The organism is Oceanobacillus arenosus (assembly GCF_003369575.1).
Taxonomy (GTDB): Bacteria; Bacillota; Bacilli; order Bacillales; family Amphibacillaceae; genus Oceanobacillus; species Oceanobacillus arenosus.
In genome coordinates this window covers 1-23,709 of sequence record NZ_PIOC01000005.1, presented here as the reverse complement: position 1 = coordinate 23,709, position 23,709 = coordinate 1, and the positions used below count along the sequence as shown (strand labels likewise).

Genomic DNA, 23,709 nt, shown 5'->3' with positions numbered 1-23,709 from the left:
CTAATAATATCTAATATCGTATACTGCTTGATAACGGTATTCTTTTGTTGTTGTATCTGTAAAATTGTAATCACTGTTGAGAGTGAGACCTCTTATTTCATCAAGTTCAATTAAACTTTCTACTGCTGTTTTGACTTCTTCATTTAAAATGGCTGCATTATATAAAGAATCTGCATAGGACTGAAAAGCGAATGTTGCTGATGGTAGATGGTTATTTTTGCTACTAGATGTTTTTTCAAACACGACATATGAGCCTGTTTGTGCACTTGGTTTTTCGAGTGATACGGGTTCGGATATTTTATCATTTAAGTGATTTAAAATGATTAATTCAATCATCTACTTCACCGACTTTAAAATGGTGTTGTTTTTTAAATTATCGGATTTAGCTTGTGATGTTTCCGCCCAAACTCTGGCATTCGCGCGATTTTTACCCACATGCATATCTTGTTCATACCCAGCACCACTTTTATTTTTTATTCCTGCCGCATATCCTTTTAACACATCTTGCATACCCTTAGATTTCAACAAATCAGCCACACCGTTACTATTTAATTTAAAATCCATTTTACTCATAACGCTCCACCATCACTTTCTTGTTCCAGTCGAGCGGAATCAAGTGATCTATCCCCTCCGTTGGAATACCAAATGTTCGCCAACGTTTACCGAAAAAAAATACCTCAGCATCTTCCCAATTATTCGTATCTCCTTTAGGAATAGCTAAGGTATAAATTGCTTTTTTACCATCAATATTTAACTGATTAACAATATCATCAGTCGATGTCGGACTTACAAGCACGTTATCGACTTCAATAGGTACATCCTTAACAATAGGTTGGTCAAACGGATCTCTGCCCACTTCTTTTTTATTGATTAAAGTAATTGTTATTCCTTTGATTAGTGTCATAAAAATCCATCACCCCATAACGCTGTTTTCTCAAGCCTAGGGCTTTTAATTCGTCTCGCTTAATGAATAAACCACCACCAGGAGTTAAAAATGTTCCAGATACGGTATAACCCAAAGCAGATTGTGAGAACTGAGACATAGGCTCTTGACTTGTAGATGTCATTAGTGTTCGGGCCACGATATCAACGGTTACAGATTTAACTACGTTTTTATAAGAAACACTGTCAGTAATCATCTGGTCAATGTTTTTTTCTACTTTTTCAGCTTCTAGTCTCAATCTGTCTGAAACAACTGGAAGCAATGCTTCGGCACGAGTCTGTTCATCCGCACTCATAGGTCTCCATAAAGCCGTTAAGTCTTCCACAGTTGCAAAATTCATAATTCCACCACCTATTCAAAGGCTTTAGTGATAGCAGCGATTCTTGTATCTTTATTCTTCTTGTCTTCAGTGGTGAGTTTAATGCCTTGTTCTTCTGCGAATTTTTCTAATTCTTTATTTGTCATTTCTTCTAAATTGACTTCTTCTTCGACGTATTCTTCTGTCGGTTCAACTTCTTCTGTTGCTTTTTCTTGATTAAATTCTTCCCAATCTTTACCTTTAATAATAGAAGAGCTGTCAACGACAGCCCCTGTTCTCACATTCTTATAGCGCATATAGTTTTCCTCCTTACGCATTTTCGATAATACGAGCAAATGATTCAGGTTCTAAGATTCCCCAGCCGAGGTATAACTCCGAACGAATGTAAACTTGGTTGTAACCTTTCAAGTCTAATCCTGAGTTATCAGGGTCACCATATTGGATGACTTCCATAGGAATCTCTTTAGCATATCCCCATTTAAACGCATTGGCAAAATCACCAATAACAGCTAAATCATTAGACATGTCAGAAACTGTTTTATTAACGTCTACACGTACGCCGTTTAGTGTTTGTGGTGCAGCACCCCATGCCAATTCAGGGAACATTGCGTTACCATCAGTTTTAGTCAATCCAGCTAATGAAGTACGGAAAGTAGGAGCAATTGCCAAAGCACTTACTTCTCCACCTGAACCTTGAACGACACCAACAGCAGATTCGATATCTGCATTAGCGTTAGCAGTCGAAGTAACAGTCTGATCTACTAAGCTATCAAAGTGGTTCGTGCCAATGACTGCTGAAGCAGTTCCTGAGCGTGGGTTAACACCATGAAACGCCATTAAATCTAAACCACGAGCGACTTTTTTAGCGAATCCATCGTTAAACGCTTGTAAAATACTAATGCGTTCTTCATCTGCAGCGTACATGAACTCATCAGAAACCCGTGCACCATATTCAACTTTGATAGGTACGATTGTTCTTGGCGCTAATGAAATACCACCGTGTGATTTTTTGCCAGATTCAGCAACGACATCAATCTCACTGTCCATTGTGAACATGAACTCTTTTTTACCGTTAAATGGAATCGGCGTTTGACCGGATAATACTGCTAATGAACTTTTACCTTGTACTTTTGATACTAAATCTTTAACCAATACTGGTTCGAATAACGTTCCTCTTTCTAATGCCATAGTTTTTTACTCTCCTTTTAAGTTTTCTAATATTTTTGCATAAGCCTGTTCTTTTTCATCTACCTTTGGAGGTTCGGTTGTTTTCATTGGCAATGGTTGCTTTTTATTCACAAATCCTGCGATTTTCTCAGCATCTGCTTTTATTTCTTCTTCAGTTGAACCACTTAATCTGCCTGCAAGCTCCAATGGGATGCCTGCCTGTACTGCAATGTTTGTCTTTAAATCCTTTAGTTTATAAGTTTCTACTTCTTTCTTTAAATCATCAACACTGCTTAATTCATCCTTTTGAGTATTTAGAGTGTTTTGCAGGTCTGCAAGTTGTTGTTCGAGTGTGGATTTTTCGGTTTTCAATCCATCAAGTTCTTCTTGTGCCGGCTTCAAATCTTGAATGGATTTACCGTGTGCTTTCATGACACTTTCGATTTGTTCATCAGTTAATCCAAGTTCTTTCAATTGCTCTCTATTCATCAATAAAACCTCCAATTTAGTTACGATTTGATTACGCAGTTACGTCTGCGACTAGCTTTAATAGTTAACGTCCATAAATGCTAAAAAGACGATTTTAAGCATAATAAAAGCACCTAACGCTTGACTGCTAGGTGCGTGTTACTTGATTTCAATACATTTATTTTCCCATTTCTTATATGCATCAAAGTAAATCTCATTTTTATCACCGTTGAATGTCAATTCATAGTACATTCCATCAAACAGAACGGTGCTCAATAATGCTTTGTTGTTCTGTAGAACCTTTGTACTCCAAACAACAAAAACGGCTTCTTTATCAATCTTTGCATCTTTATCCGTTCTATCTAAGTGTTCGTTAGCATACTCAGCTACTAGTTCTTTACATTTTTCAATAAACTTTTGGCTATCCATATTTTCTACCACCTTTTTTAATATTCAAATGTATTCGATACAGTATTCATTACTCTCATTTTTCTAACGAGAATATCTGCAGCAGCATCTTTCATGTAACTTTGTCTAATCGTCACTTTTTCACCGTTAATCTTTGTCGATACTTCTTCACCGTTTATAAGTCTTGCAATGTCATGTTCAGATAAAACGATATTATGTTCAGACAAAATTATACCCCCTTCACAATTTACAAACGGCTACCGCACCTGGTAGCTAGGAGATAATGGATCACACTCCTTTCTTAAATGGAATTTCGTATGTTAGCTAACATTGGTTTTCTATCTAATACTTGATGGTTTAGTGTAATACTTTTAGGAACATACCAATTTTGACGATAATCTTCTTCCCTATCAATGTGTTCTATCGTTTCAACTACTCCGGAAAAAATACTTTCTAACGTCTCTGCCAATTCACTAAAAGCTTCAGCAATAACTTCCCAAGCTCCCTGCAAATCAGCCATATTCCTAAACCTCTCACCCATATTCCTAAACCTCCTTATTTTTTCATTGAATCAGTCGTCATCATCAACAGCATAAATCTACCAATAGCAGATTCGAATTCTTTTTCATCTTCCTTTTCATATGAATCAACAATATCACTAGAAATATCTCTTATCTTTTTGAAAAACTCGATGTTCTCATCTTTTGCGTCCATTTTCTCACCCCTAATATCTTATTTTCTGTTTCTTAGGCGGCTTAGCTTCCGAACAAGCCCAATGTGCTAATATCATAGACTCCATTAATGCAATGTCATTTTCTTCAATCTGCGAGCGATAACCAAATCCACCTTGTGTACCAATGTTTCGTTTATCACAATTCGTGACGACCTGGAACAATGACGGTTGACTCTTATGTGTAATCATTTGTTGAAATAGTGCTTGTTCAAACATCGAGTTAGAAACAATTATTTCTTTCACTGTTGGTAAAATCGGTTTCTTTAATCCTGCTTGTTTCATTGCTTCAGCTAAGATATTTTGACCATTTGCACCATCGATTACTACTTCCTGGACATCTGCATTTTTTAAAAAGTGTATGATCCATGCATGACCATTTCTAAGACTTTGACAATCTATCGTTTCAACGAATACTTTGTCATCCACAGTTTTTACAGCAATGCTTAAAGCAACGTTTGTTCCGTCATATCCATATTTAATACCCGCGAATATTTTCCCTGTAAGCCAAGGCAAGGTATCAACGTGTAAATCTTTCCATTCATTTTCAGAAATGGCTGATTTTTGATTATATTGAATCCACAATCCTAAGCGTTGGATATTGAAGTCAATGTCATCATCGCCGACTTCGGCTTGAATGTTACGTTCAGATACTCTCAAACCTAAACTTGGATTAGCTTGATACCATAAATCTTTATCCCGTACATCGGATTGTTTATCTACGCTCCACTCTGCCCATCCAGTTTCTTCAACACTACCTTGTAATGCATTGTCTCTCATTCGAGTAAATACAGTACCACTTGATATTGGAGTTGGAGGTGTACCGGTATAAATTGTTTGAGGGTTAGGACTTGCTGCAATTGTATACATCAAAGCAGAACGTTGGTCGTCTGTATATTCCTGAGCTTCATCGATTACGAGTAAATCAAAACTTTCCCCTAATCCACCAGTAGATGTACGTGTTCTAAAATCAACGCGGCCGCCACCAAATAGTTCTATACTTTCTCTACCTGTTGCTTTTATTTTGTGGAAATCCTCTCCATCTTCTAGCCCACTTTCTTCGAGTACGGCTAACAAACGATTGAAAGCAGCAGCACTAGTTGTTGTTCGATGAGCAGTGTGTAGAATACGCTCTCCTTTGTCCAAACCTAGTCGTTCTCGCATGGCCACAATCTCATTCTTACCATTTTGTCGAGGAACAGAATAACCAAAGTTCATATGAACCCATAAGCCTTGTTCGTTTTTGGCTAAGATTGCATCAACTATAAATCTTTGCCAATCAAAAGCTGTACGACCTGACTTTTCATACAATTCAATAGCTTCACTGCCCAACGATTTGTTATATGGTAAGATTAATGATCTTGTAGGAGTTTGTTCTCCAATTCTCACAGTCACAGTCATCTAACAACACCCTTTCAGCTACCCACTCCATTCTTTTGTCCAGATATTCTGTCTACGCACATCCCCTGGATCGTATTCGACAGTACATCGGCACCTGTCGTGTCTTTTATAGACATCTTCAGGTACATCTGGATATTTATACACCCCTTCCATAGAGCGACACCAATCACAAGGAGGGTGACCGTGAGCCGACCTCATTATTCGTGGACTTAATCCCGATTCACCTTGAAATTCGACATTTGTTTTTATGGTGTCATCCACGATCGATTGAGTGAAATTAACAATTGGTTCTTGCAATATCCACGCTACATCATCAAAAACTTCTTCTGCCACTACACGATTTATAATACTATCTACTCTAAATTGATTAACTGCTGGGGCGATTCCCTTTAAACCTAAACCAACTGATCTATTCAAGTTTCCTTGTATCTCAGCAGAAACACGAGCGACAATTATATGATTATTACTTAACGTTGGGTTCAAGATTCTTTCCGCAATGTTGTAATACATCTTTCCATCAGGAAGTACATCTGATTTGATGTGAACTTTGAATGTTTGTGCTAATATTTCCCCAACTTCCACTGCGTACTCATTCGCTTGTTTATAGGTGGCCGTCCCTTTTTCAATCATTGCTTGGATACTTTGCAACTTTCCGTTTCTGCTAATCGCAGTATTAAAATCTCTTTGAATGTTTTCTAACAACTCTGGAACAATATCAGTTGCCATTATTCACACCTTCTATCCCAGTTAAATCTCGTAAATTATCGTTATCAAAATAGCCTGGAACAGCTTGATTAATCTTGATAGCACCATCACCAATAAGCGATATTGTCGAAGCATCTGGTTTAAAGACTGGCTCCCATTTTGCTTTTGTTTGATATAACTGATTACGCCTATACGGAACATTATCTCTCAATGATGCAGCTAAATAGCCGACATTTAAGAAGCCAGAACTAAAATCACGTTGTGCTTTTTCTGCTTGTAGCCTTAACGTTTCATGGCTTGCTTTAATTGCTTCAGCACTTGATGGATTATCAGACGGAAAACCTAAGTCATCTAAAGTTAAACCTGTTTCGCCTGCAAATCCTGATGCAGCAGTTCTTAATTGTTCGACGAATGGTGACATTGACGGAACTGTAAATTGACCGAGTGTTGGCTTGTCTCCATCATCATCTTTTGTGAATTCCAAGAACGATGCAACAGTTGCTTTCCAGTTATCCATCGCTTCTGCATCTTGAGATGTTCCCACAACGTACTTCTGTGGCCACGAATAGAATTCCGCTGTAATATCAGCACGTTCTAAAGTACGCTTCGCATATTTTTGATAATAAACTGCAGAAGGAGTAATCCTTGAACGACCGAATGGTTTGCTTGAATCTGGTCGATGAATAATTGGAACCAATAGCGGAGCAGGCGCATTATTATCTTCTGAACGGTATAAATCACCATTAACAAAATAATCAGTTCTACCAGTTATGAAATATAATTCTTCTTTTGGTTTTCCATATTCATCCCTTGAAAGCACTGCATATCCTTCAGTTAACAAACGAGTAACTGGATCAAGTATTCCTGTAGCTTCTGAACCTTGAATGACTTGCAATCGAGGGATAACATCATCACCTTCTGAAATGTAAATAAAGCTGCATGAGTTAATTAGTGACGATAGTTTTGCATCGTCAAAAAGGATGTCTGCACTATTCATCTGAAAGATTTCGTTTATATTAAAATTGTCATTTGCAAACTCTCGAAATACTAAACGGTCTGCTAAACTATCGACCGATTTTGCTCCCCAACCTAACGTGGCTTTATATTGTCGTCTTAATTCAGGTGGTATTGTAATGCCCGGAGCATTGTAATTATCTTTCATGTCATAAACCTTTTGACGCTGCAATGCACCTTGTCTATAAAGGTCTAATTTAGAGCGTAAATAATCGATTCCTTGCACGTTTTCACTCCTTCCTAGGGTATTTCATAAGTTGCACGAGAAAATCTGCACAGTGACAGCGTGAAGGACGAATAGAGCGAGTGGGAGGGTGGTATGCCCCCCCTATTTAATTCTCCTTCGAATCTTTATTACTGTCTTTTTATTCCCTTCTTTTTCTTGCAATTGATTACTGTTGTAATTCATCCAATCTATACTTTGAGGTAAATTTCTATTGCCAATTACTTGTTGCTTCGTCTCATGACCTTGCTTGAATACCTTGTCTGACTTCTGTCTATTACAAGTCCAGTGAGCAAGTTGTAAGTTTTCTATGTCAGATGGATGTCCGTTCTTTGCTACTGGAATGATATGGTCGATGGTTGCACTCATTGGATGTGGTGTCTTAAGTGAGAAGTCTACCGGATGTCCACATATACCACAGGTGTTCTGTGTAGCAAAGATACGCTTCTTGTTACGTTCATAGTTAGCGCGGTGGGCTCCTTTTTTATCTAATCTGATGTATATCACCCCATTAAAAAAGACACCTCATAACGAGATGCCTACTTCTTAATATTATTTTATTTCGTAATCAGCTCTACCTAACTCTTCACCCATAAGCCCTTGTGTTGCTACTAGGGTTACAGGAGTTTCCAAATCATCCAATTCATAAGCGATAGAGCTCTCGACTGTACCATCTTTTTTAATTGTTTCTAACTGTGAATCTAAATGACTTTCATCTGGTAATGATCCAACTTCTAATTCATTTATTGCGTTAGGATCATTATCTTGAATTGCAGTAAATACTGCAAACCAAGCTGTGCTTGGATCAATATCTTTATCTGTAAGATTTGTTGTTTCATACCAAATTGCGAATACTGGTTTGTCACCATATTCATTACCTTGTTCTCCTGCTGGTATAACTTTAGTTTCTGCAATCTTGATTTTTAAATCATTAATCATAGCCTCATTGTCCTTAAAATAAACATCATCGGTGTTTGCTTCTTCTGCTGGCTCTACAGATTCATTGTTTGATTCACTTGGAGAATCCTCACTACCAGTAGAAGTTTCTTCACCATCACCACATGCAGCTAAAACTAAAACGATAAGTAATGACAATAATAAAATCGATATTTTCTTCATTTCCATCCTCCATATGTATATAATGAATCTATTATCTTATATACAGCAAAGGATTGCAAGACTATTTTCCTAGACTTGGTAATATTATGCAATTAAATAAAAGAGCCAGTCCACTTTCCACGGTGAACTGGCAAATATCTTGTGGTATTGCATATCCATACTACCATAATAAACCATTTTTGGAGGTCAAAACTGACATCATAGTGACATTTCAATTTATCTCCATCCCAAAACTTCAATCGTTGCTTGGATTATTTCATCTCTCCATCTCATTGCTTGTCTTTCACTTACTTTTAATTCTCTCGAAATACCTACCCAAGTTTGTTTTCTGTTTTTACTCCAGTATCTAATCCTCACCAATTCTTTATAGTTATCAGGCAAAGCATTGTATACCTGTTCGATAGCTTCCACAATCTCTGAAAGATAACTTGCCTGTTTACTTGTCATTAATCGCGTAGCCATCTTTGAAGTAGGATCGCTAATGTTCCGAACTGAATTAGCTCCAGATACAACTGTCGGATCGTTTATTTCTTCATCAAACGGATTCATAATCTCTTCCCGTAATCTAGCAATCTCTTTCAAAGTGTGATAGTAGTTATACCATTCAGATTCTGTCTTTTTGAATGTAATCTTAGTTGGTTTAATTGCTGTTGTCATAGTAACCCTCCACTTTCACTTTATACAACTCAATCAATTTATCATCCGAGAGTCTCTCTAAAGCCTGTTCGGTATATATAGTGTTAACCATTATCTGAAATATCATCTGTTCACGATCCATGCGGTCCAAATGTTTTCCCAAGCTCATCCCCCCTAACTCTTTTTACTTCCGAAATAAACTTCTTCAAGCCACTCATGAAGCATGACCATTTGTTTTATCACAATCGGATTGTTATTGTATTTCTCACATAATTCTCCGGTTGACATTGTTACCCAGGTCCAGAAGTCATTGCTTTCCATTCCCCCATACTTTGTAGCTAGTTGATTTACTTGATTTATCCAATTCACCACTTCGGTGTAAAAGGCTTGATAATCCATAGGCTTACACCTCTTCGATTTTGATATAAATACCTGGTAACTCTGCCCAAAACTTTTCAGCTATCAAACTGACAACTAGTGAATCGTCTTTCCAATATCCAAGATCAGTCATGCAATCGAATAATAGCTTTTGACTGTTATCGATATCTGGTTTCGTATATTTGTATTCTCCATTCGAGTGACTAGCTGTAATCGGGAAGCACCATTTTACAAAGACACGAATCGGATTATTGTATCTTTTCTCCGGAACGTGCTTGCCCAGGTGAGCCGTTAACTTCGCACGTGCAGCCTTTAAATCTTCTGGTTCATAAAAGATTGGCTTACCCTTAACGACTGTCACTTGCTTTTGCTGATGCGTAGTCGTTGGTGGGTTTTTCATTGGCATAAAGAATTCAGTCATTCCAAATCAGCTTCTTTCACGAACACACCATTTATCATTTTTCCTTTACGATCTCGAATTTCTTCGTAGGCTGTTTCAATGCATTCCTCAAAATCTAAACCTAACTGCATAGATAAAACTTTAAGAACAACAAAAGTATCGCCTATCCCATCAACTACCTGATCCATATTTCCTTTGGCTAATCCTTGAGCTAGTTCGCCAATTTCTTCAACGAGTTTTAACATTTGCTTTTCTGGCTTCGCTCTATCTAGTTCTCTAATAATTGCCCATCGTTCAATTTTTTCTGTTAAGTTATCTATCATCAATCTTCATCCTCCCAATCGGCACCTTGCCATCTACCAGTAGCTGGATTATAGTAAATTTCTTTTGCATTTGATGCTTGATCAAAAATATATTCTATTAGTCCAGGTCTTTCTGACAACCACTTTAAAACTTCACTGTTATTACGGCTATATTTCTCACCTGGTAACTTGTGATATAAAGGCGGCATATTTGTAGCAACCATTAATTTCGGATTTCTTTTTTTACTTTTCAATTTTAAATTTCTCCTTTCTATAAATCGTAATCGTTTCGTTTTATTTTTTTGAAATTTTGCATTGTCATGGAAAAGAGAAAAGTGTGTGGCGGGCGTAGCTTAAGCCCACCACTTTTTTCTCTATGACCGACAGGGAGGGAAAGGAAATTGTTATTATTTATAATAGGGTTTTCCCTTCCCTCTGAAATTCTCGAGAAAGTATCGACTTTTTCCCTTTTTGAAAGGAAGGGAAAACCTTCGACTTTTTCCCTAAATGAAGAAAGGAAATTCTCGATATTTTTCCCAATTTCACTATTTGAAAGAAAGGAAAATTACTCGACTTTTTCCTTTCCTTTTTTATCTGGGATTCTTCCAACTTCACCGTTATTAATCCAAAAACCACCATGTGATTTGATTCGATTTCTAACCGTTTTTTCTGTTACTCCCATAAAATCGGCTAATGCATCCAGGGTAACAACCTCATCAATTGTGCAAGATTCGTATGCCATTTCTAAAGATTCCTTCTGTTCTTGCTTCCTATCTTCAGGACTCTTTTTCTTGGTGAAATTCTTTTTCCATGGTGGTGAATCGCCTTCTGGATCAATATCTTTTAAGATTCCTATATCATCAATTTTATGAATTGGATACTCGAACCACATATTCACTGGTGGAAACTTAGCGTATTCACGTAATGTGCCCTCTACACGCCATGCTGAACGATTACGAATGCTATCTACTGCCTTATTAATCTCTGACTCTACATGTGCTAAGGTGTTAGCATCTAAGATGTTTTTAGCATGTGTATTCATCTGAGATACACTCTGTTGGTCATCTAATCCTACATGCTCATCAAAGTAGTTGAAGTTAGCTTGTTTTATCGCATTTGCGTATATAGTAGCTGCAGCATTACCTTCTTGCTGCTTAATTAAATCTTCCGTAAGCTCTAGTTCCACTAAGTCAATCAAAGCATCCGGGTCACGTGCGAACACTCCCGAACCAGAAGCTCTATCCATCGACTTCTTACCACCTTGTGTACCTTTAGAGTGATGGTGACAATAGATAACGCTTGAACCCAATTCAGTAGCAATCTTATCGAATTGATTGGTGAAGTGAGCCATCTGATCAGCGCTGTTTTCATCGCCAGTAAGCACTTTATAAATAGGGTCAATGATGACAGCAATGTAATTCTTTTTCTGTGCTCTTCTGATTAATTTAGGAGCAAGCTTGTCCATCGGAACGGTTTTACCTCTAAGGTTCCATATGTCGATATTGTCAATGTTATTTGGCTGCAATCCTAAAGCGCTGTATACATCTTTAAAACGATGCAAAGCACTAGCCCTATCAAGTTCTAAGTTTACGTACAGGACTTTTCCCTGTGTGCATTGCCAACCAAGCCATTTCTTAGCTTCTGCTATAGCTATGGATAATCCAATTAAAGCGAATGATTTACCAGCTTTAGATGGACCGGCCATTAACAATTTATGACCCTGCCTTAAAACTCCTTCAATTAATGGTGGTGCTAGTTCTGGCATATGGTCCCAGTAATCAGTTAAGCTTTCGGGATCCGGTAGATCATCATTCACGCCCTCAATCCACTCATGCCATTCTTCCCAGTTCGGCTTTCCAATGTTTGTATCGATTATGAACTGTTTCTTGCCATTTCTTTCAATACCTGGCATCCTGGATAAACGAGAAGGATTTCTATTTTGCTTATCGATATTTAATCCATTCTTTTTACAAACGTTATATAAATAATCGACACGTTTTCGATATTCGTCATAGTTATCTGCATCCACTTTTACAATGGCATGGATACTTCTTTTTCCACTATAAACAAGTGCAGCTATCGGTAATTCCAGTTCTCGTAAAATGGCATTCTGCTTTTCTAGATCCATATTGTCTGATTCAACTAAGGCATAACGAAATTCGGTTACATTATCGTTTTTAATACCTTTACCATCTAATGGATTGAAACGAATCCATGCCCCAGCTTCTGGTTTGTAATCACCAAATACTGCCCCAATATCACCGTTACATTGATTTAATTGCTCAATCAATTGCCCAGCTGTCCTGTCCCAAGCTCCCTTTGTCGGTTTATGGACGATTTCGCCTGTTTTATCATCAACAATCGTATACGTCTCAGTCACGTATCCCACGTTTTCAGTTGAATCGAATAATGTTTCTAAATATCTCGTAAGCTCTGCAACTGGATTCCAATTAGTTGGCTCGCTAATTTCCATACCTTCAATCCAGTTCTTATCGATAACAACATAATCATCGTTTCCAGCAGCTATTTCATCGTTCCAATCAAGTTCTCTGTCATCCCTTTGGATACGTGGCTCCCAACCGTTATCCTTCGCCATCTGTGTGATGGTTGCTCCTGTAATGCCACTACCCTCAAAGGTTGTCCATTTCTTGAAACATTCGCCAGGATGGTAACGTTGACCATCCCGACGGCTCCAATCTTCCCAATCTGAAGCTGTATATCCTTCTTGCTTTAATGCCATCCCTACGTTTAGCCATTCCTGGTAATCAAGATAGGAAGGATCCACATATTCTAGTAAAGATAGCAAGTCCATTTTATTTTCCATAATTTGTTCCTTCCAATTCATCTAAGAGAGCGTTAATTTCAGCCTTTGCAAATTGATGATGCATTAAAACAACGAGCTTCCGAATCCTTATAACGATTTGCTGCCGTTTCACATGTTCGGCTTCTAAATATTTAAAACCGTCTACAAGCTCTTCCTTTGCCATCTGTAGCCAATCATATTTATCAAGTGGATCAAGAGGCTTTCCATATTTAACTATGCCTTTTTCTTCCTGACTTGTAGCAACATCTGCGAAAGAATCAATAGAACGACTAAGATGTTTTTTATTCATTTGTTTTCTCCTTCCAGCACTTTGCGTGCTATTTCTGGGAAGTTCATAGGACCGCCTTTTCTTATGCTTTCTAAAGCCTGTCTATAGCGTTGGTTTTGCTTTTTTAATTGGATATAAAGATCAGGTTCATTCGGCATTACTCCATTTAAATCAACTAACATTTGATTTAAATCAGCTAATTCATTTTTCTCTTTTTCCAATTCCTCCACACGTTCTGCTTGTTGGATAAGCCATTTAAAATCCCTGAAAGATAGACTTATTGGAAATTCATTGCCTATTCCAATATCATGAGATAAACCTCTTTTTATTTCTTCCAACCGTTCACTCATTCCAAACCCTCCATCCTTTTCTCAACCGTGCCTTAATCTCATGCTTTTGTAGCTTTTCATAAACCCACACCTTATGCTCACCTTCACGTCTGAACAATAAATAATATCCTGCTCTATGTTTCACGGGATAACCTCCTATATTGGAGTTGTTTAAAATCCTCACCAATGCCGATTCAAATTCTTGTAATACCAAAACTTGCCGTTTTTTCGTAGATCATTTGTTTTTGCACGTATCGTCTTTTCGGTTTTACCCAAAGAATATTGCATAGCTCGTGCACCATCGTAATCGATAAATTTACAAAGATACTCCAATTCTTCTTCGGTCCATAGCTTGCCATGAGCAAAGTGAAAATCCGGGTTATAGTTTATCCTTCCCTCGTTGTCGTACTCAATAGGATGCACTAGAACCAACTACTTTCTGGATTACCTACTTCCACATTCAAAGCCCTAGCTACTGCTAATTTCCTTACTAATTCCTTGTATTCCAGTCCGTCATTGTCATAGCATCGTAGTTCTTCTAGTTGTTCGATGACGTATGCCTTTTTATATTCTGCATGTGCATCTGTGGTTTTCAACAAAATCACTCCCCGCTATATTCTTTCGGATTCACACCTTGAGGAATTCTCCAACCATTAGCAGCAATACGATCAATCATTTTTTTGGCGTTATCGAATGGCCATTTACCCACATGCTCAAAACCACGTTGTTCTAAAAAGCGAATTTGCTTCGGTGTTGTTAATCCTTCCATACGTCTTCTATCCAATCGTTCTAATAGTTTGGTAGCTTTCCCAGCGTTATCGATTTCATCTGGCATGATCCCCTGTTTTTCTAACGTCTTGACCTGTTTCTCGCTAGGTGGTCCCATTTCCCAGCCGAATGATGGAACATAGCTTGAAAGGTCTTCAGCTTGGATACTCATTTCAAATTGCAACGGATCCACTAGCTTACGTTTGCGCTTTTTCATATCGGCTAGTAGTTGAGCTAAAGCTTCCTCACGTTGTGCTACTACATCCTCTGTGGCTGATTGTTCGACAACTTCCAAATCAAGTGGTATCCCAGCTTCCTCAATTTTCTTAGTCATCGCTTGGGCTACTTCATCGTTCTCTGCAATTAAATGCGCTGGATGGCAAAGTTCATGACGTTCTGTATGCCATAAGAAGTCTAATAACAATAATTCAGTTTTACCTTCAAACAGTCGGGTACCGCGCCCAATCATTTGGCTATAAAGTGAACGTACTTTTGTCGGACGTAATACGACCACACAATCTACCGATGGACAATCCCAACCTTCTGTGAGAAGCATGGAGTTACAAAGTACGTTGTATTTATCATTCTCGAAATCTTCCAATATCTCTGCTCGGTCTTTGGATTCTCCATTTACCTCTGCAGCCCTAAATCCCTTTTGATTTAAGATTTCCGTAAACTTTTGACTTGTCTTAACTAATGGAAGGAAAACTACAATCTTTCTATCTTTGGCTACCTTCCACATTTCATCTGCAATGGATTCAAGGTATGGATCCAATGCACTACCTAAATCACTTGTTTTAAAATCGCCCGCTTGTTGGCCAACTGCTGAAAGGTCTAGCTTTAGTGGAATTGTCAATGCTTTAATTGGTGCTAGATAACCTTCCTTTATTGCTTTAGGCAACGTATATTCGAATGCAAGGCTTTCAAAGTATGAACCAAGATTACGCATATCACCTCTGTCTGGTGTAGCTGTTACTCCTAATACCTTTGCATCAAAGTAATTTAAAACACGCTGATATCCATCCGATATGCAATGGTGGGCTTCGTCGATAATGATTGTATCGAAGAAATCCTTTTTGAATTTTTCTAATCGCTTTTCGCGTTGAAGCGTTTGAACACTACCTACCACAACCCGATACCAACTACCGATTGAAGTTTGTTCAGCTTTTTCCGTTGCAGTTTTTAACCCTGTTGACTTTTCCAATTTATCTGCTGCTTGATCTAGCAATTCACCCCGATGGGCAAGGACGAGAACACGCTCGCCCTTTTTCACTCTATCTTCAATAACTTTTGAAAATACGATTGTTTTTCCTGTGCCTGTTGGTAGAACAAGGAGCGTTTTTTTAACGCCCTCGTCCCATTGTTGCTGGATTGATTCTCTCGCTAACTGTTGATAGTCTCTAAGTTTCATAGTTACCTCCTAAAATTGCCCTGGTGTGAATCCGCCTTGTTGTTGCGGTTGTTGCGGTTGTTGCGTTGGAAATGGCGCTTGATATTGTTGTGTCTGTTGTGGTGCTGGTTGTTGATACCCTTGTGGTGATTGTTGCTGATTACCACCAGCTAGTTTCAAATAATCCTCATATGGATAAAATGTATCTACCTGATTGTTTACTCGTTCTTCACCGTTGGAAATATACTTATTTTCAACGATCTTACATCTACCCTTTGCTCCGGTTACTAAATTCCAGTTCATACGTAACTTTTCCCCTGGTTTCTTCTGTCCAATTCCAGTAAAGAAGTTTGATAAGAAACCTTCTGTTTTGGTGTGCAACATTAAGTTGTGGAATACAGTTACATCACCATGTTCTTGGCTATGAATTGTCAATTCCAATTTTGCCTGATTACAAGCTGGCATTTTAGCGCTCCCTGCAAATCGACCACGTTCAAATTTTGCTACTGTGAAATTGTAATCGCCAGGAGGTAGCAGTATAAAACCGCCACCTTCCTTTTCTATTTCATCATCCCAACCTAATTCGCGTTCTATGTCTTGACTCATCATTATTCCTCCTAATTGTTTGTTCTAACTTGTCCAATTGATGCGTATAGTTATATTAAGATTATTAGAAAGGTAGACTCTTTCTGAAATCTTCAATCATGCCGTAAACTTGTTGCCATGCCCCCACTAATACACCATCGATAAAGCTTGGATCATAATTTGTGATAGGGGTATCCTGTGGGTAGTATCCCTTTTGACTAACAACGGCTTGAATTTCCGTTTCCGTGACATTGTTCGGAATCATTAAATCTCTCAAAGACTGTGGTATTGCAGGATTTAATTGAACATTACTTTCTACAGGTGCCGGTGCTTGTTGCGCTGCCGGTTCCGGCTGTTGTACTTGTGCCTGCTTTTTATTTTGCATATCTTGCTTTAACTTGTTGAAATCTATTAAAGATTGATCTTGTTGCTGTGGTGCTTGTTGTACTGAATTTTGTGTAGGCTGTTGTGTTGACCATGTTTCCTGAACATTATTAAGAGCTGGTTCATTAAAAATATGAGCGATATTTGCATAATCCATTGGGAATTCATCTGGTAAGCTGTGACGATTCTTCGCATCCCAAGCCGGATGATGATTAGAGTAGATTGTACGCACGCCACCTTGACCCTTATGCTTTTTACCTTTGTCATCAGTAGAAACGCTGAACGTTTTATAATTCATGAATAGGACCATATCTCCCCATTCTTTTGTTAAAGCTGCAGTTTTAGCTGTTGTTTTATTACCTAGTTTTAATTCCCATCGATCATAAGCCCCCATCTCGTCCGGTTGCTCAAATTTCGTAATTTTTGCATGAGCAGTTAAAACCACATTTATTCCTATTTCAACTAAATCAGATAATCTATTTAAAAATTTGCCGAATTCCTCTTCTAGTTGAATGAATCCCTCTCCGTATCCAAAGCTTGTGATACTATCTTTGTTAGCTCTGCTAGTCACGAAATCAATAGCCAATCTCTCTGCCCAATCAATCGTGTCAATAACAAGAGTTTTGCAAGGACGATTTTGTTTTACGAAATCAATCTGTTGATGTAAAAACGTCCAGCTAGTGGGCTTATCAAGTCTTGCAACGTCCATATTCCCTGTACTACCTTCTGTATCTATAAAAAGTGGTTCCGGAAATTGTGCAGCAAATGACGATTTACCAATTCCTTCTGGTCCGTACAAAATAACCTTTTGAGCTTTAGCAACTTTACCTTTCGTGATATTCATTAAAATTCACCAGCTTTCCATGTTTTTGTTTCAGGAGTTTGTTGTAGTTGCTGTGGTGCTTGTTGTACAGATACATGTACTTGCTCCTGTCCGGCAACATAGCCATCTTCGATAATAATTGAGCATTCTTCGCCTGTACTTACACGAGTAGCAATAGCCTGTAATCCTTCTTGCTCTAACCATCTCCCAAACTCTTCTAATGTTTCTAAATCCATTTGTTCCAATTTGTCTAGTAGGATAAATCCACAGTCTGGCTTCAATTTACGGACAATAGCAGTAGAAACTTTTAATTGATCTGCACCAGACATGTTGTCCCATTTTTGACCGTTGAAAATTAAATCTCCATCTGCAACGGATAATCCTTCTAATGGTAAATCCGCATTATCAAGTAATTCATTCTTCTGTTTACGCGTATCTTCAATTGCTGTTGTTAACTTGTCATATTGTGCTCTATAATCATGAGCATCTGTTTCAGCTTTATCCTTATCGAGATTGGCACGGACTTTTCTATTAATCTCGTCAATCTGCTGGATATTAGCTTCTAGTGCGTCCGTTGATTCATCCATTAAATCAAGCGTATCTTTCTGAGCAATTGCTAAATCCTCGCCTGTTTTCGCATATGCAGTCTTTGCTTGATTAAGCTGTGCTTCAAGTCTTTGAATTTCCTGTCCTTGACTAGCATAGAGCGCTTGAATTTGTGTAAGCTGTTGACGCTTGCGTTGATTCTCACCATTCTTAGCAAGAATAGCCTGTTGCTGATTAATCAAATCCGATGCAGATATAGGCTCTTTTGGTGCATCTGGGAAGTAAGCCTGTTCTTTTGCATATTTCGCTTTTTGGTCTGCAATCTGACCAATCGTGCGACGTTGATTGTAAACATCTTGCTCCTTCGTTTCCAATTCATGAAGCTTGTCCCCTACCCCAATAATACGAAGTAAAATGTTAGCTTTTTCTTTACTAGTTGAATTCATAAACTTAGGTAAATCGATGGCAAATTCTTCAACGAAACTATTTAATAATTGCTGCCCTGCCTTTTCTCCGTTCGGATCAATAACTTTTAACTCGCTATTCTTACCTTTACGTTCAACAACTAAGCCATTTGAAAGTTTAATGTTTATATAAGGTGGCACGACACTGCCATCACGAGTTGCCTGGCTGGGTTTATACTTGTTACCTCCTAATGCCCAAGCGATAGCATCTAATGTGCTTGTTTTCCCTTGACCATTACCACCACCGATTACAGTCAGTCCATTTGCAGTAGGCTCAATTTTTACTGCTTTGACGCGCTTCACATTTTCTATTTCAAGCTTGTTAATTTTAATCATTACTGAATCCCCCTAAGCAATTATGGTAATTCTTCCAGCTTCAATTTCTGTTTCTAACTCTGCAACTAAATAATCACGTACATTTTCAATTGCTTCATTTCTCCAAGCTCCACCATCAGCTTCAAAGATTGCCCCAGTTGGACCATCCTTCATTCGGAAAATGAAATCACTTGCTGGTTGATCTACTTCTAGGAATGTGCGATAAGGTGCTAATGTGACAGGATTTGGGACTAGGACATCATCAGCTGAAGCGATGCCAGTCTTGATTGTTACTGCTTGAGATATTCCGGTATCTCCTGTTTTACGTACGTTTTCTTCCTTCACATTACCTATTACTTTTAATAGCAAATCGCGATCTTCTGTCTTGGTAAATTTAGATTGAAAAGCAATGATAAGTTCTTCTGCATCATGGAAACGTCCATATGAAAAGCTTGGAGTAATTGCATTGGCAACTACTAAATTTTCACGTCCACCATCAGATTCAAGAGTTCCTTTTAAGGAAACAGTTTTTTCATCATTCACTTGCAAGAAAAAGTTACAATCAATTCGTTCTAAATTGGCATGAATATAGTTCACCAATCCAGTTAACGTATTAATTTCTAATACTTGTTTAGCACGATCAATTATTGGTCTAACTTCACCGAAATTCCCTTCGTTATCTATAACTAATGTCCGAGGTTGTCCATGTGCATCCCTTGCTTCGACAATTCTATCCTTCGGAGTAATTCCCAATTGCGTAATATACTTAATGGCTTCTTTTAACATTTAAATCAACCTCTCCCTTTTTGTAGATTAATAACATTTTTTCTTTGCATTTCTTGTTCCACCACATCGATTGGCTCGCCTACATCTGTTTTTTGTGTTGAATCATCATCGAAGTATGTTTGACCAGGAACATTAGATTTAAGTTCCTTCGCTGCAATGCTTCCAGTGTTCAAATCCCTTCCAGTAAGAACAGTTGTGGTTACACCTTCTACGTTTGCTAACTTAGTGGTAAAATCACTCGTAACGGATACCGTTTGACGGTTTTCATCTGGTTTAAATTCCAACTTTATTGTGATAGCACGCTTGTCCTGTGCTTTCGTGTTTTTATCATGAATATTGTCAAATACTTTCTTTAGCTCGTAATCTAGCTTTTCTTGAATAGCGCCATTTGCTAGATTTGATAATGGTAGATCAATATTTTTTTGTGCCATTTTTCAAATTTCCCCTCTCGTGATATACTGTTAATACATACATTCCTAACGGGCCACTCTGCAAAGTGGTCTTTTTTATTCGTCAATATCTTTAAGTGCCCAACTTGTTACTTCATACAATCTCGCATCTTTTGGCGTTGAATCGTTTTTGAGTAAAGTTAATAATGATCGATGGGCAATTCCTGGGCTAGTATAAATCTTGCCGTGCATCCAGTAGATATGACCATCTTCAGCAACCGCTATTACGTACACTTATTTCTCACCTCCTTTTAGGCAGTTACCAAACCGTAATATATAAAAGCTAATGTAAGTCCAAAAGCGACTAGATAAAACCAATCGACATAATCTAACTTATTCACTGAATCGCACCCAAACGTCTTAACAGTTCATCTTGCTCATACTTACCACGAATCTGTTCTAACGCTAGATCAACTTGATTTTTGCTGTTTTTTAATTGCTGCAATTGCTCTTGATAATTTGCAACATTACGATGGTAAATAGAAGCTTTTAAAAATTCCCCTTGCTTTATCAGCGCTTTTGCATTCGACAGATTATACTTACAAGCATCTAATAACTTTTCAGCTTCCTCTTGATCAGCATCTAAGAACATTGACAAGTCAGTCATTCTGTTCTGCTCCCTTCTATTGAAATATCCGACTGAAGTTTTTATCCAAGAACTCTGCCATTCTATTCGCCTGGAAGCTCCAAGTTTGCCCTTGATTTTTTGGGTAATAAACAAATCCACCATTCTCTGTATCTAGTATTCTTTTAAACTTTGGTAGATACAGAATGTTATCTTTAATCCAGCGATCACTCTTGTTGATTCTTTTTTGCAAATCTTTCATGTTCCAATAGACACCAATCAATTGCTCTTGCTTTAATTCTTCTAGTTCAACTTTAGAGATAATGACCTTATCGTCAGGAATTGGAATTGAAACGTTAACGGTTAATTGCTGCATTATCATCACTCTTTTCTGTAATTGCATTATTAATGCAGTTTGTAGGTAAAAAAATTTCTTCTATCGGTTTTCCAAAGAAGTCTCGCAAGAAAAACATTTCATCCGACTTAAATGGAGATTTTCCATTTTCTTTGTTTACATAGGTTGTTATATTTAGATTCATCTTCCTCGCCATCTGCTTTTGTGTTAGTTCCTTTTCCTTACGTAGACGAATTAAAAGCCATTGCATATTTTGTCGAACCTCCTTTCAATTTGTCGATAAACCAAGAATAATGCATTATTGATGCAATGTCAATAGAAAATGCATTAAAAATGCAAAAATGTATTTATTTATTGCATTTTCTATTGACATTGCATTATAAATAGAGAACTATGATTGTAATTATAATAAAGAAGAAAGGGAGAATAAGTAGATGATGAGTGAAAAGGAATTAAGACTATATATAGGAGGGAAAATAAAAGAATATAGAAACAAGAAAAAAGTAACTCAAGAAGAGTTGGGTAATAAATTGGGAGTCAAAAATAATACTATTTCTGCATATGAAAGAGGAACTATTTCACCAGATTCAGATACTCTATTTATTATTGCAGATATTTTAGAAGTTAAAGCCGATGATTTTTTTCCACCTATAGAAAATGATGGTGTAGATTATTTAGACAAAATTAAAGATTTGAGAAAAGAAAATTTAGAAGCTAAAGATATGAGATTCTTTCAAAAGTTAATAGAAAAAACCCTTTCCATGGATGATGCTGAAAGGGAAAAGTTTATTGAAAGCATTAGATTTACAGTTGATTATTACGATAAAACCAATAGAGATTAATCTTTTTTATCTGAGCTAGTTGAAGTACCACAGCTTAGAGTTTCAACATATTTAACGAACAGTTGTATAATTTCATCTGTCATATCATCGCCGCCTTTTTTTTATGAATAATTAAAAAATTAAATAGAGAGGGTGTCTGTTCTGGCTTTAAAAGTCGGTAGATGCCTGCTTCAAAACCGTTTGAAAGATGCACATATGACTCAACAAGAATTAGCGAATAGAATGGGGATAACCGTTCAGCAAATCAATAAATATGTAAGGAATAGGCAAAAGATGTCAATTGAAGTTGCTGGAAATATCGCATTCATTTTAAAATGTCACGTGGAAGATCTTTACGAATGGATTGAAGTAGGTAATAACGAGTAGATTAACATCTACTCACCGACATAATTCAGCCGAACAGCTTAATTATATTATAATTCAATTACCTCTTTATCGGTACCATAAACATAAATTGGTAAAATAGTAACAATTTATTTGAAAATTATTTAATCGTAGTATAACATAAATAGAACGGTTGTTCTACATTTTAATAAAAATATTTAGGAGGTAATTATATATGGCTAGTTTTACAAAAAGAGGTAAGACCTGGCAATACGTTGTCAGTGCAAAACCAAAGCCTTTACGTAAAGGTGGGTTTAAGACTAAAAAAGAAGCTCAGGTGGCTGCAGCTGAAGTGGAAGCTGAATTACGAAAAGGTGTTGTTCCTAATTTAAAGCCACAACCCTTTGATGAGTATTTTGAAAACTGGCTGAAACTATATAAAGGTGACATCGGATTGAATACCATGGAACGCTATAAAAATACGTTAGAAACGGTTAAAGATAAACTAGGCGGTATTCCCATTCAAAATATTAATAAACAATCCTATCAAGCTTTTTTAAACGAATATGGACTAAGCCACGCAAAAGATACAACAAGGAAATTAAACACTCATATCAGAGCTTGTGTAAAGGACAGTATTGATGAAGGATTAATAAGAGTAGATTTTACACGAGGTGCGGTTATAACTGGTAAGCCAGGAAAAAAAGCACAGGACAAGTACTTGGAATACGCCGAAAGCAAACAGCTACTAAAATTAACGACAGAACGATTAGATCGTACACCAACATATTACTTATTATTACTCGCCCTCACATCCGGAATGAGATTTGCTGAAATGGTGGGATTGACCAGGAAAGACTTTAACTTTTTTAATAATACAATAAGCATTACAAAAACTTGGGGATATACCAATAAGATGCATGAAGGATTTGGGCCAACTAAAAACGAACAATCAATCCGTGTTATTAAAATGGATCCAAAGACAATGAAAAAATTCAGTAAATTATTTGACACTACTCCAGATAATATACACAGGCTTGTGTTTTATAGCCCCCACTCAAAATATAAAGTTATAACTAATAATGTGGTAAATAAAGTTTTAAAAGGAATGTTGGATGAATTAAAAATAGATACCATTACAGTACACGGATTAAGACACACTCACGCAAGTGTTTTATTATATGAAGGAGCTACACCATATTATGTATCGGAACGGTTAGGTCATGGCGATATTGAAACTACAATGAATACTTATTCGCATGTCTTGAAAGAGTTAAGGCAACGTGATGAAGAAATGACTACAAACGTATTTGAAAAGATGTATGTGTAAAAAATGTGTAAAATGGTTTGAAAAAGTGTTCAAATTCATTACAACCGACCAAAATAAAAAACACTGCCAAACGCTTTAAAATCAACGTTTAACAGTGTTTCCCGTTTCACTCTTTCTTACCAGTTCTAACTTGACGACGTCCCAGGCAG

General features: G+C 37.3%; 39 protein-coding genes. 3 read left to right on the top strand and 36 right to left on the bottom strand.

The window, feature by feature from the left end:
- The 36 genes from CWR48_RS04320 to CWR48_RS04155 form a co-directional block, all read right to left on the bottom strand.
- Positions 1–336: a hypothetical protein gene (locus CWR48_RS04320; RefSeq protein ID WP_115771819.1), complete on the bottom strand. Its 336-nt coding sequence runs from the start codon at positions 334–336 to the stop codon at positions 1–3.
- A complete protein-coding gene (locus tag CWR48_RS04315; protein WP_115771818.1) occupies positions 337–573 on the bottom strand; it encodes a hypothetical protein in 237 nt (78 codons plus the stop codon).
- Positions 566–904 carry a hypothetical protein gene (locus tag CWR48_RS04310; protein ID WP_115771817.1) on the bottom strand — a complete coding sequence of 113 codons (339 nt, stop codon included), beginning with the start codon at positions 902–904 and terminating at the stop codon, positions 566–568. Before CWR48_RS04310 ends, CWR48_RS04315 begins: the two co-directional genes overlap by 8 nt.
- Positions 864–1,283 (bottom strand): phage Gp19/Gp15/Gp42 family protein, encoded by a 420-nt coding sequence (locus tag CWR48_RS04305; RefSeq protein ID WP_211316702.1) that lies wholly within the window; start codon positions 1,281–1,283, stop codon positions 864–866. The genes CWR48_RS04310 and CWR48_RS04305 overlap by 41 nt, the downstream gene beginning before the upstream one ends.
- An 11-nt stretch (positions 1,284–1,294) precedes the next feature.
- Positions 1,295–1,558, bottom strand: coding sequence for a hypothetical protein (locus CWR48_RS04300; RefSeq protein WP_115771815.1), 264 nt, complete (start codon positions 1,556–1,558; stop codon positions 1,295–1,297).
- A 13-nt stretch (positions 1,559–1,571) separates the two neighbouring features.
- Positions 1,572–2,450: a phage major capsid family protein gene (locus tag CWR48_RS04295; RefSeq protein ID WP_115771814.1), complete on the bottom strand. Its 879-nt coding sequence runs from the start codon at positions 2,448–2,450 to the stop codon at positions 1,572–1,574.
- Between the two features lie 6 nt (positions 2,451–2,456).
- Positions 2,457–2,918, bottom strand: coding sequence for a phage scaffolding protein (locus tag CWR48_RS04290; protein ID WP_115771813.1), 462 nt, complete (start codon positions 2,916–2,918; stop codon positions 2,457–2,459).
- 138 nt (positions 2,919–3,056) lie between these two features.
- Positions 3,057–3,326, bottom strand: a complete 270-nt coding sequence (locus CWR48_RS04285) for a DUF6275 family protein (protein ID WP_115771812.1) — start codon at positions 3,324–3,326, stop codon at positions 3,057–3,059.
- 17 nt (positions 3,327–3,343) lie between these two features.
- Positions 3,344–3,532 carry a hypothetical protein gene (locus CWR48_RS04280; protein ID WP_115771811.1) on the bottom strand — a complete coding sequence of 63 codons (189 nt, stop codon included), beginning with the start codon at positions 3,530–3,532 and terminating at the stop codon, positions 3,344–3,346.
- A 74-nt stretch (positions 3,533–3,606) separates the two neighbouring features.
- Positions 3,607–3,846, bottom strand: coding sequence for a hypothetical protein (locus CWR48_RS04275; protein ID WP_115771810.1), 240 nt, complete (start codon positions 3,844–3,846; stop codon positions 3,607–3,609).
- Positions 3,847–3,860: 14 nt separating this feature from the next.
- Positions 3,861–4,019: a hypothetical protein gene (locus tag CWR48_RS20320; protein WP_170140698.1), complete on the bottom strand. Its 159-nt coding sequence runs from the start codon at positions 4,017–4,019 to the stop codon at positions 3,861–3,863.
- A 10-nt stretch (positions 4,020–4,029) separates the two neighbouring features.
- Entirely contained in the window at positions 4,030–5,436 is a 1,407-nt protein-coding gene (locus tag CWR48_RS04270) for a terminase (RefSeq protein ID WP_115771809.1), read from the bottom strand.
- A gap of 18 nt (positions 5,437–5,454) precedes the next feature.
- A complete protein-coding gene (locus CWR48_RS04265; RefSeq protein ID WP_115771808.1) occupies positions 5,455–6,162 on the bottom strand; it encodes a hypothetical protein in 708 nt (235 codons plus the stop codon).
- Positions 6,152–7,381 (bottom strand): phage portal protein, encoded by a 1,230-nt coding sequence (locus tag CWR48_RS04260; RefSeq protein ID WP_211316700.1) that lies wholly within the window; start codon positions 7,379–7,381, stop codon positions 6,152–6,154. Before CWR48_RS04260 ends, CWR48_RS04265 begins: the two co-directional genes overlap by 11 nt.
- 102 nt (positions 7,382–7,483) lie before the next feature.
- The gene (locus tag CWR48_RS04255) at positions 7,484–7,885 is read right to left on the bottom strand and encodes an HNH endonuclease (RefSeq protein WP_115771807.1); all 402 of its coding nucleotides are present in this window, start codon (positions 7,883–7,885) and stop codon (positions 7,484–7,486) included.
- Positions 7,886–7,930: 45 nt separating this feature from the next.
- Positions 7,931–8,497: a DUF5067 domain-containing protein gene (locus CWR48_RS04250; RefSeq protein WP_115771806.1), complete on the bottom strand. Its 567-nt coding sequence runs from the start codon at positions 8,495–8,497 to the stop codon at positions 7,931–7,933.
- 216 nt (positions 8,498–8,713) lie between these two features.
- Positions 8,714–9,154, bottom strand: a complete 441-nt coding sequence (locus CWR48_RS04245; protein WP_115771805.1) for a transcriptional regulator — start codon at positions 9,152–9,154, stop codon at positions 8,714–8,716.
- Between the two features lie 153 nt (positions 9,155–9,307).
- Positions 9,308–9,532 carry a hypothetical protein gene (locus tag CWR48_RS04240; RefSeq protein ID WP_115771804.1) on the bottom strand — a complete coding sequence of 75 codons (225 nt, stop codon included), beginning with the start codon at positions 9,530–9,532 and terminating at the stop codon, positions 9,308–9,310.
- 4 nt (positions 9,533–9,536) lie between these two features.
- On the bottom strand, positions 9,537–9,932 hold the full coding sequence (locus CWR48_RS04235; RefSeq protein WP_115771803.1) for a RusA family crossover junction endodeoxyribonuclease: 396 nt from the start codon (positions 9,930–9,932) through the stop codon (positions 9,537–9,539).
- Positions 9,929–10,234: a MazG-like family protein gene (locus CWR48_RS04230; RefSeq protein WP_115771802.1), complete on the bottom strand. Its 306-nt coding sequence runs from the start codon at positions 10,232–10,234 to the stop codon at positions 9,929–9,931. The genes CWR48_RS04235 and CWR48_RS04230 overlap by 4 nt, the downstream gene beginning before the upstream one ends.
- Positions 10,234–10,467 (bottom strand): hypothetical protein, encoded by a 234-nt coding sequence (locus CWR48_RS04225; protein WP_211316698.1) that lies wholly within the window; start codon positions 10,465–10,467, stop codon positions 10,234–10,236. The genes CWR48_RS04230 and CWR48_RS04225 overlap by 1 nt, the downstream gene beginning before the upstream one ends.
- A 311-nt stretch (positions 10,468–10,778) precedes the next feature.
- Positions 10,779–13,037 (bottom strand): AAA family ATPase, encoded by a 2,259-nt coding sequence (locus CWR48_RS04215; RefSeq protein ID WP_115771800.1) that lies wholly within the window; start codon positions 13,035–13,037, stop codon positions 10,779–10,781.
- Complete coding sequence (locus CWR48_RS04210) at positions 13,027–13,326, bottom strand: hypothetical protein (RefSeq protein ID WP_115771799.1); 300 nt, start codon at positions 13,324–13,326, stop codon at positions 13,027–13,029. The genes CWR48_RS04215 and CWR48_RS04210 overlap by 11 nt, the downstream gene beginning before the upstream one ends.
- On the bottom strand, positions 13,323–13,655 hold the full coding sequence (locus CWR48_RS04205; RefSeq protein ID WP_115771798.1) for a hypothetical protein: 333 nt from the start codon (positions 13,653–13,655) through the stop codon (positions 13,323–13,325). The genes CWR48_RS04210 and CWR48_RS04205 overlap by 4 nt, the downstream gene beginning before the upstream one ends.
- The gene (locus CWR48_RS20980) at positions 13,648–13,779 is read right to left on the bottom strand and encodes a hypothetical protein (RefSeq protein WP_281270240.1); all 132 of its coding nucleotides are present in this window, start codon (positions 13,777–13,779) and stop codon (positions 13,648–13,650) included. The genes CWR48_RS04205 and CWR48_RS20980 overlap by 8 nt, the downstream gene beginning before the upstream one ends.
- A 277-nt stretch (positions 13,780–14,056) precedes the next feature.
- Complete coding sequence (locus CWR48_RS20315; RefSeq protein WP_170140696.1) at positions 14,057–14,230, bottom strand: hypothetical protein; 174 nt, start codon at positions 14,228–14,230, stop codon at positions 14,057–14,059.
- A 5-nt stretch (positions 14,231–14,235) separates the two neighbouring features.
- A complete protein-coding gene (locus CWR48_RS04195; protein WP_115771796.1) occupies positions 14,236–15,813 on the bottom strand; it encodes a DEAD/DEAH box helicase in 1,578 nt (525 codons plus the stop codon).
- A gap of 9 nt (positions 15,814–15,822) precedes the next feature.
- Positions 15,823–16,398: a hypothetical protein gene (locus CWR48_RS04190; protein ID WP_115771795.1), complete on the bottom strand. Its 576-nt coding sequence runs from the start codon at positions 16,396–16,398 to the stop codon at positions 15,823–15,825.
- Between the two features lie 64 nt (positions 16,399–16,462).
- Positions 16,463–17,605, bottom strand: a complete 1,143-nt coding sequence (locus tag CWR48_RS04185) for an ATP-binding protein (RefSeq protein ID WP_115771794.1) — start codon at positions 17,603–17,605, stop codon at positions 16,463–16,465.
- Complete coding sequence (locus tag CWR48_RS04180) at positions 17,605–18,930, bottom strand: AAA family ATPase (RefSeq protein WP_115771793.1); 1,326 nt, start codon at positions 18,928–18,930, stop codon at positions 17,605–17,607. Before CWR48_RS04180 ends, CWR48_RS04185 begins: the two co-directional genes overlap by 1 nt.
- Positions 18,931–18,942: 12 nt before the next feature.
- The gene (locus CWR48_RS04175) at positions 18,943–19,695 is read right to left on the bottom strand and encodes a hypothetical protein (RefSeq protein ID WP_170140695.1); all 753 of its coding nucleotides are present in this window, start codon (positions 19,693–19,695) and stop codon (positions 18,943–18,945) included.
- A 5-nt stretch (positions 19,696–19,700) separates the two neighbouring features.
- A complete protein-coding gene (locus CWR48_RS04170; RefSeq protein WP_115771792.1) occupies positions 19,701–20,126 on the bottom strand; it encodes a replication terminator protein in 426 nt (141 codons plus the stop codon).
- 75 nt (positions 20,127–20,201) lie between these two features.
- Positions 20,202–20,378 carry a hypothetical protein gene (locus CWR48_RS20310; RefSeq protein ID WP_170140694.1) on the bottom strand — a complete coding sequence of 59 codons (177 nt, stop codon included), beginning with the start codon at positions 20,376–20,378 and terminating at the stop codon, positions 20,202–20,204.
- A 103-nt stretch (positions 20,379–20,481) separates the two neighbouring features.
- A complete protein-coding gene (locus CWR48_RS04165) occupies positions 20,482–20,751 on the bottom strand; it encodes a hypothetical protein (RefSeq protein WP_115771791.1) in 270 nt (89 codons plus the stop codon).
- Between the two features lie 16 nt (positions 20,752–20,767).
- Entirely contained in the window at positions 20,768–21,085 is a 318-nt protein-coding gene (locus CWR48_RS04160) for a DUF771 domain-containing protein (RefSeq protein WP_115771790.1), read from the bottom strand.
- On the bottom strand, positions 21,066–21,314 hold the full coding sequence (locus CWR48_RS04155) for a helix-turn-helix transcriptional regulator (protein ID WP_115771789.1): 249 nt from the start codon (positions 21,312–21,314) through the stop codon (positions 21,066–21,068). The genes CWR48_RS04160 and CWR48_RS04155 overlap by 20 nt, the downstream gene beginning before the upstream one ends.
- Before the next feature lie 184 nt (positions 21,315–21,498).
- Between CWR48_RS04155 and CWR48_RS04150 the strand changes: the two genes are divergently transcribed.
- The 3 genes from CWR48_RS04150 (at position 21,499) to CWR48_RS04140 (ending at position 23,560) form a co-directional block, all read left to right on the top strand.
- On the top strand, positions 21,499–21,906 hold the full coding sequence (locus CWR48_RS04150) for a helix-turn-helix domain-containing protein (protein WP_115771788.1): 408 nt from the start codon (positions 21,499–21,501) through the stop codon (positions 21,904–21,906).
- Positions 21,907–22,038: 132 nt separating this feature from the next.
- A complete protein-coding gene (locus CWR48_RS04145; protein ID WP_245976720.1) occupies positions 22,039–22,272 on the top strand; it encodes a helix-turn-helix domain-containing protein in 234 nt (77 codons plus the stop codon).
- Positions 22,273–22,465: 193 nt separating this feature from the next.
- Positions 22,466–23,560 (top strand): tyrosine-type recombinase/integrase, encoded by a 1,095-nt coding sequence (locus CWR48_RS04140; protein WP_115771787.1) that lies wholly within the window; start codon positions 22,466–22,468, stop codon positions 23,558–23,560.
- Positions 23,561–23,709 lie beyond the last annotated feature (149 nt).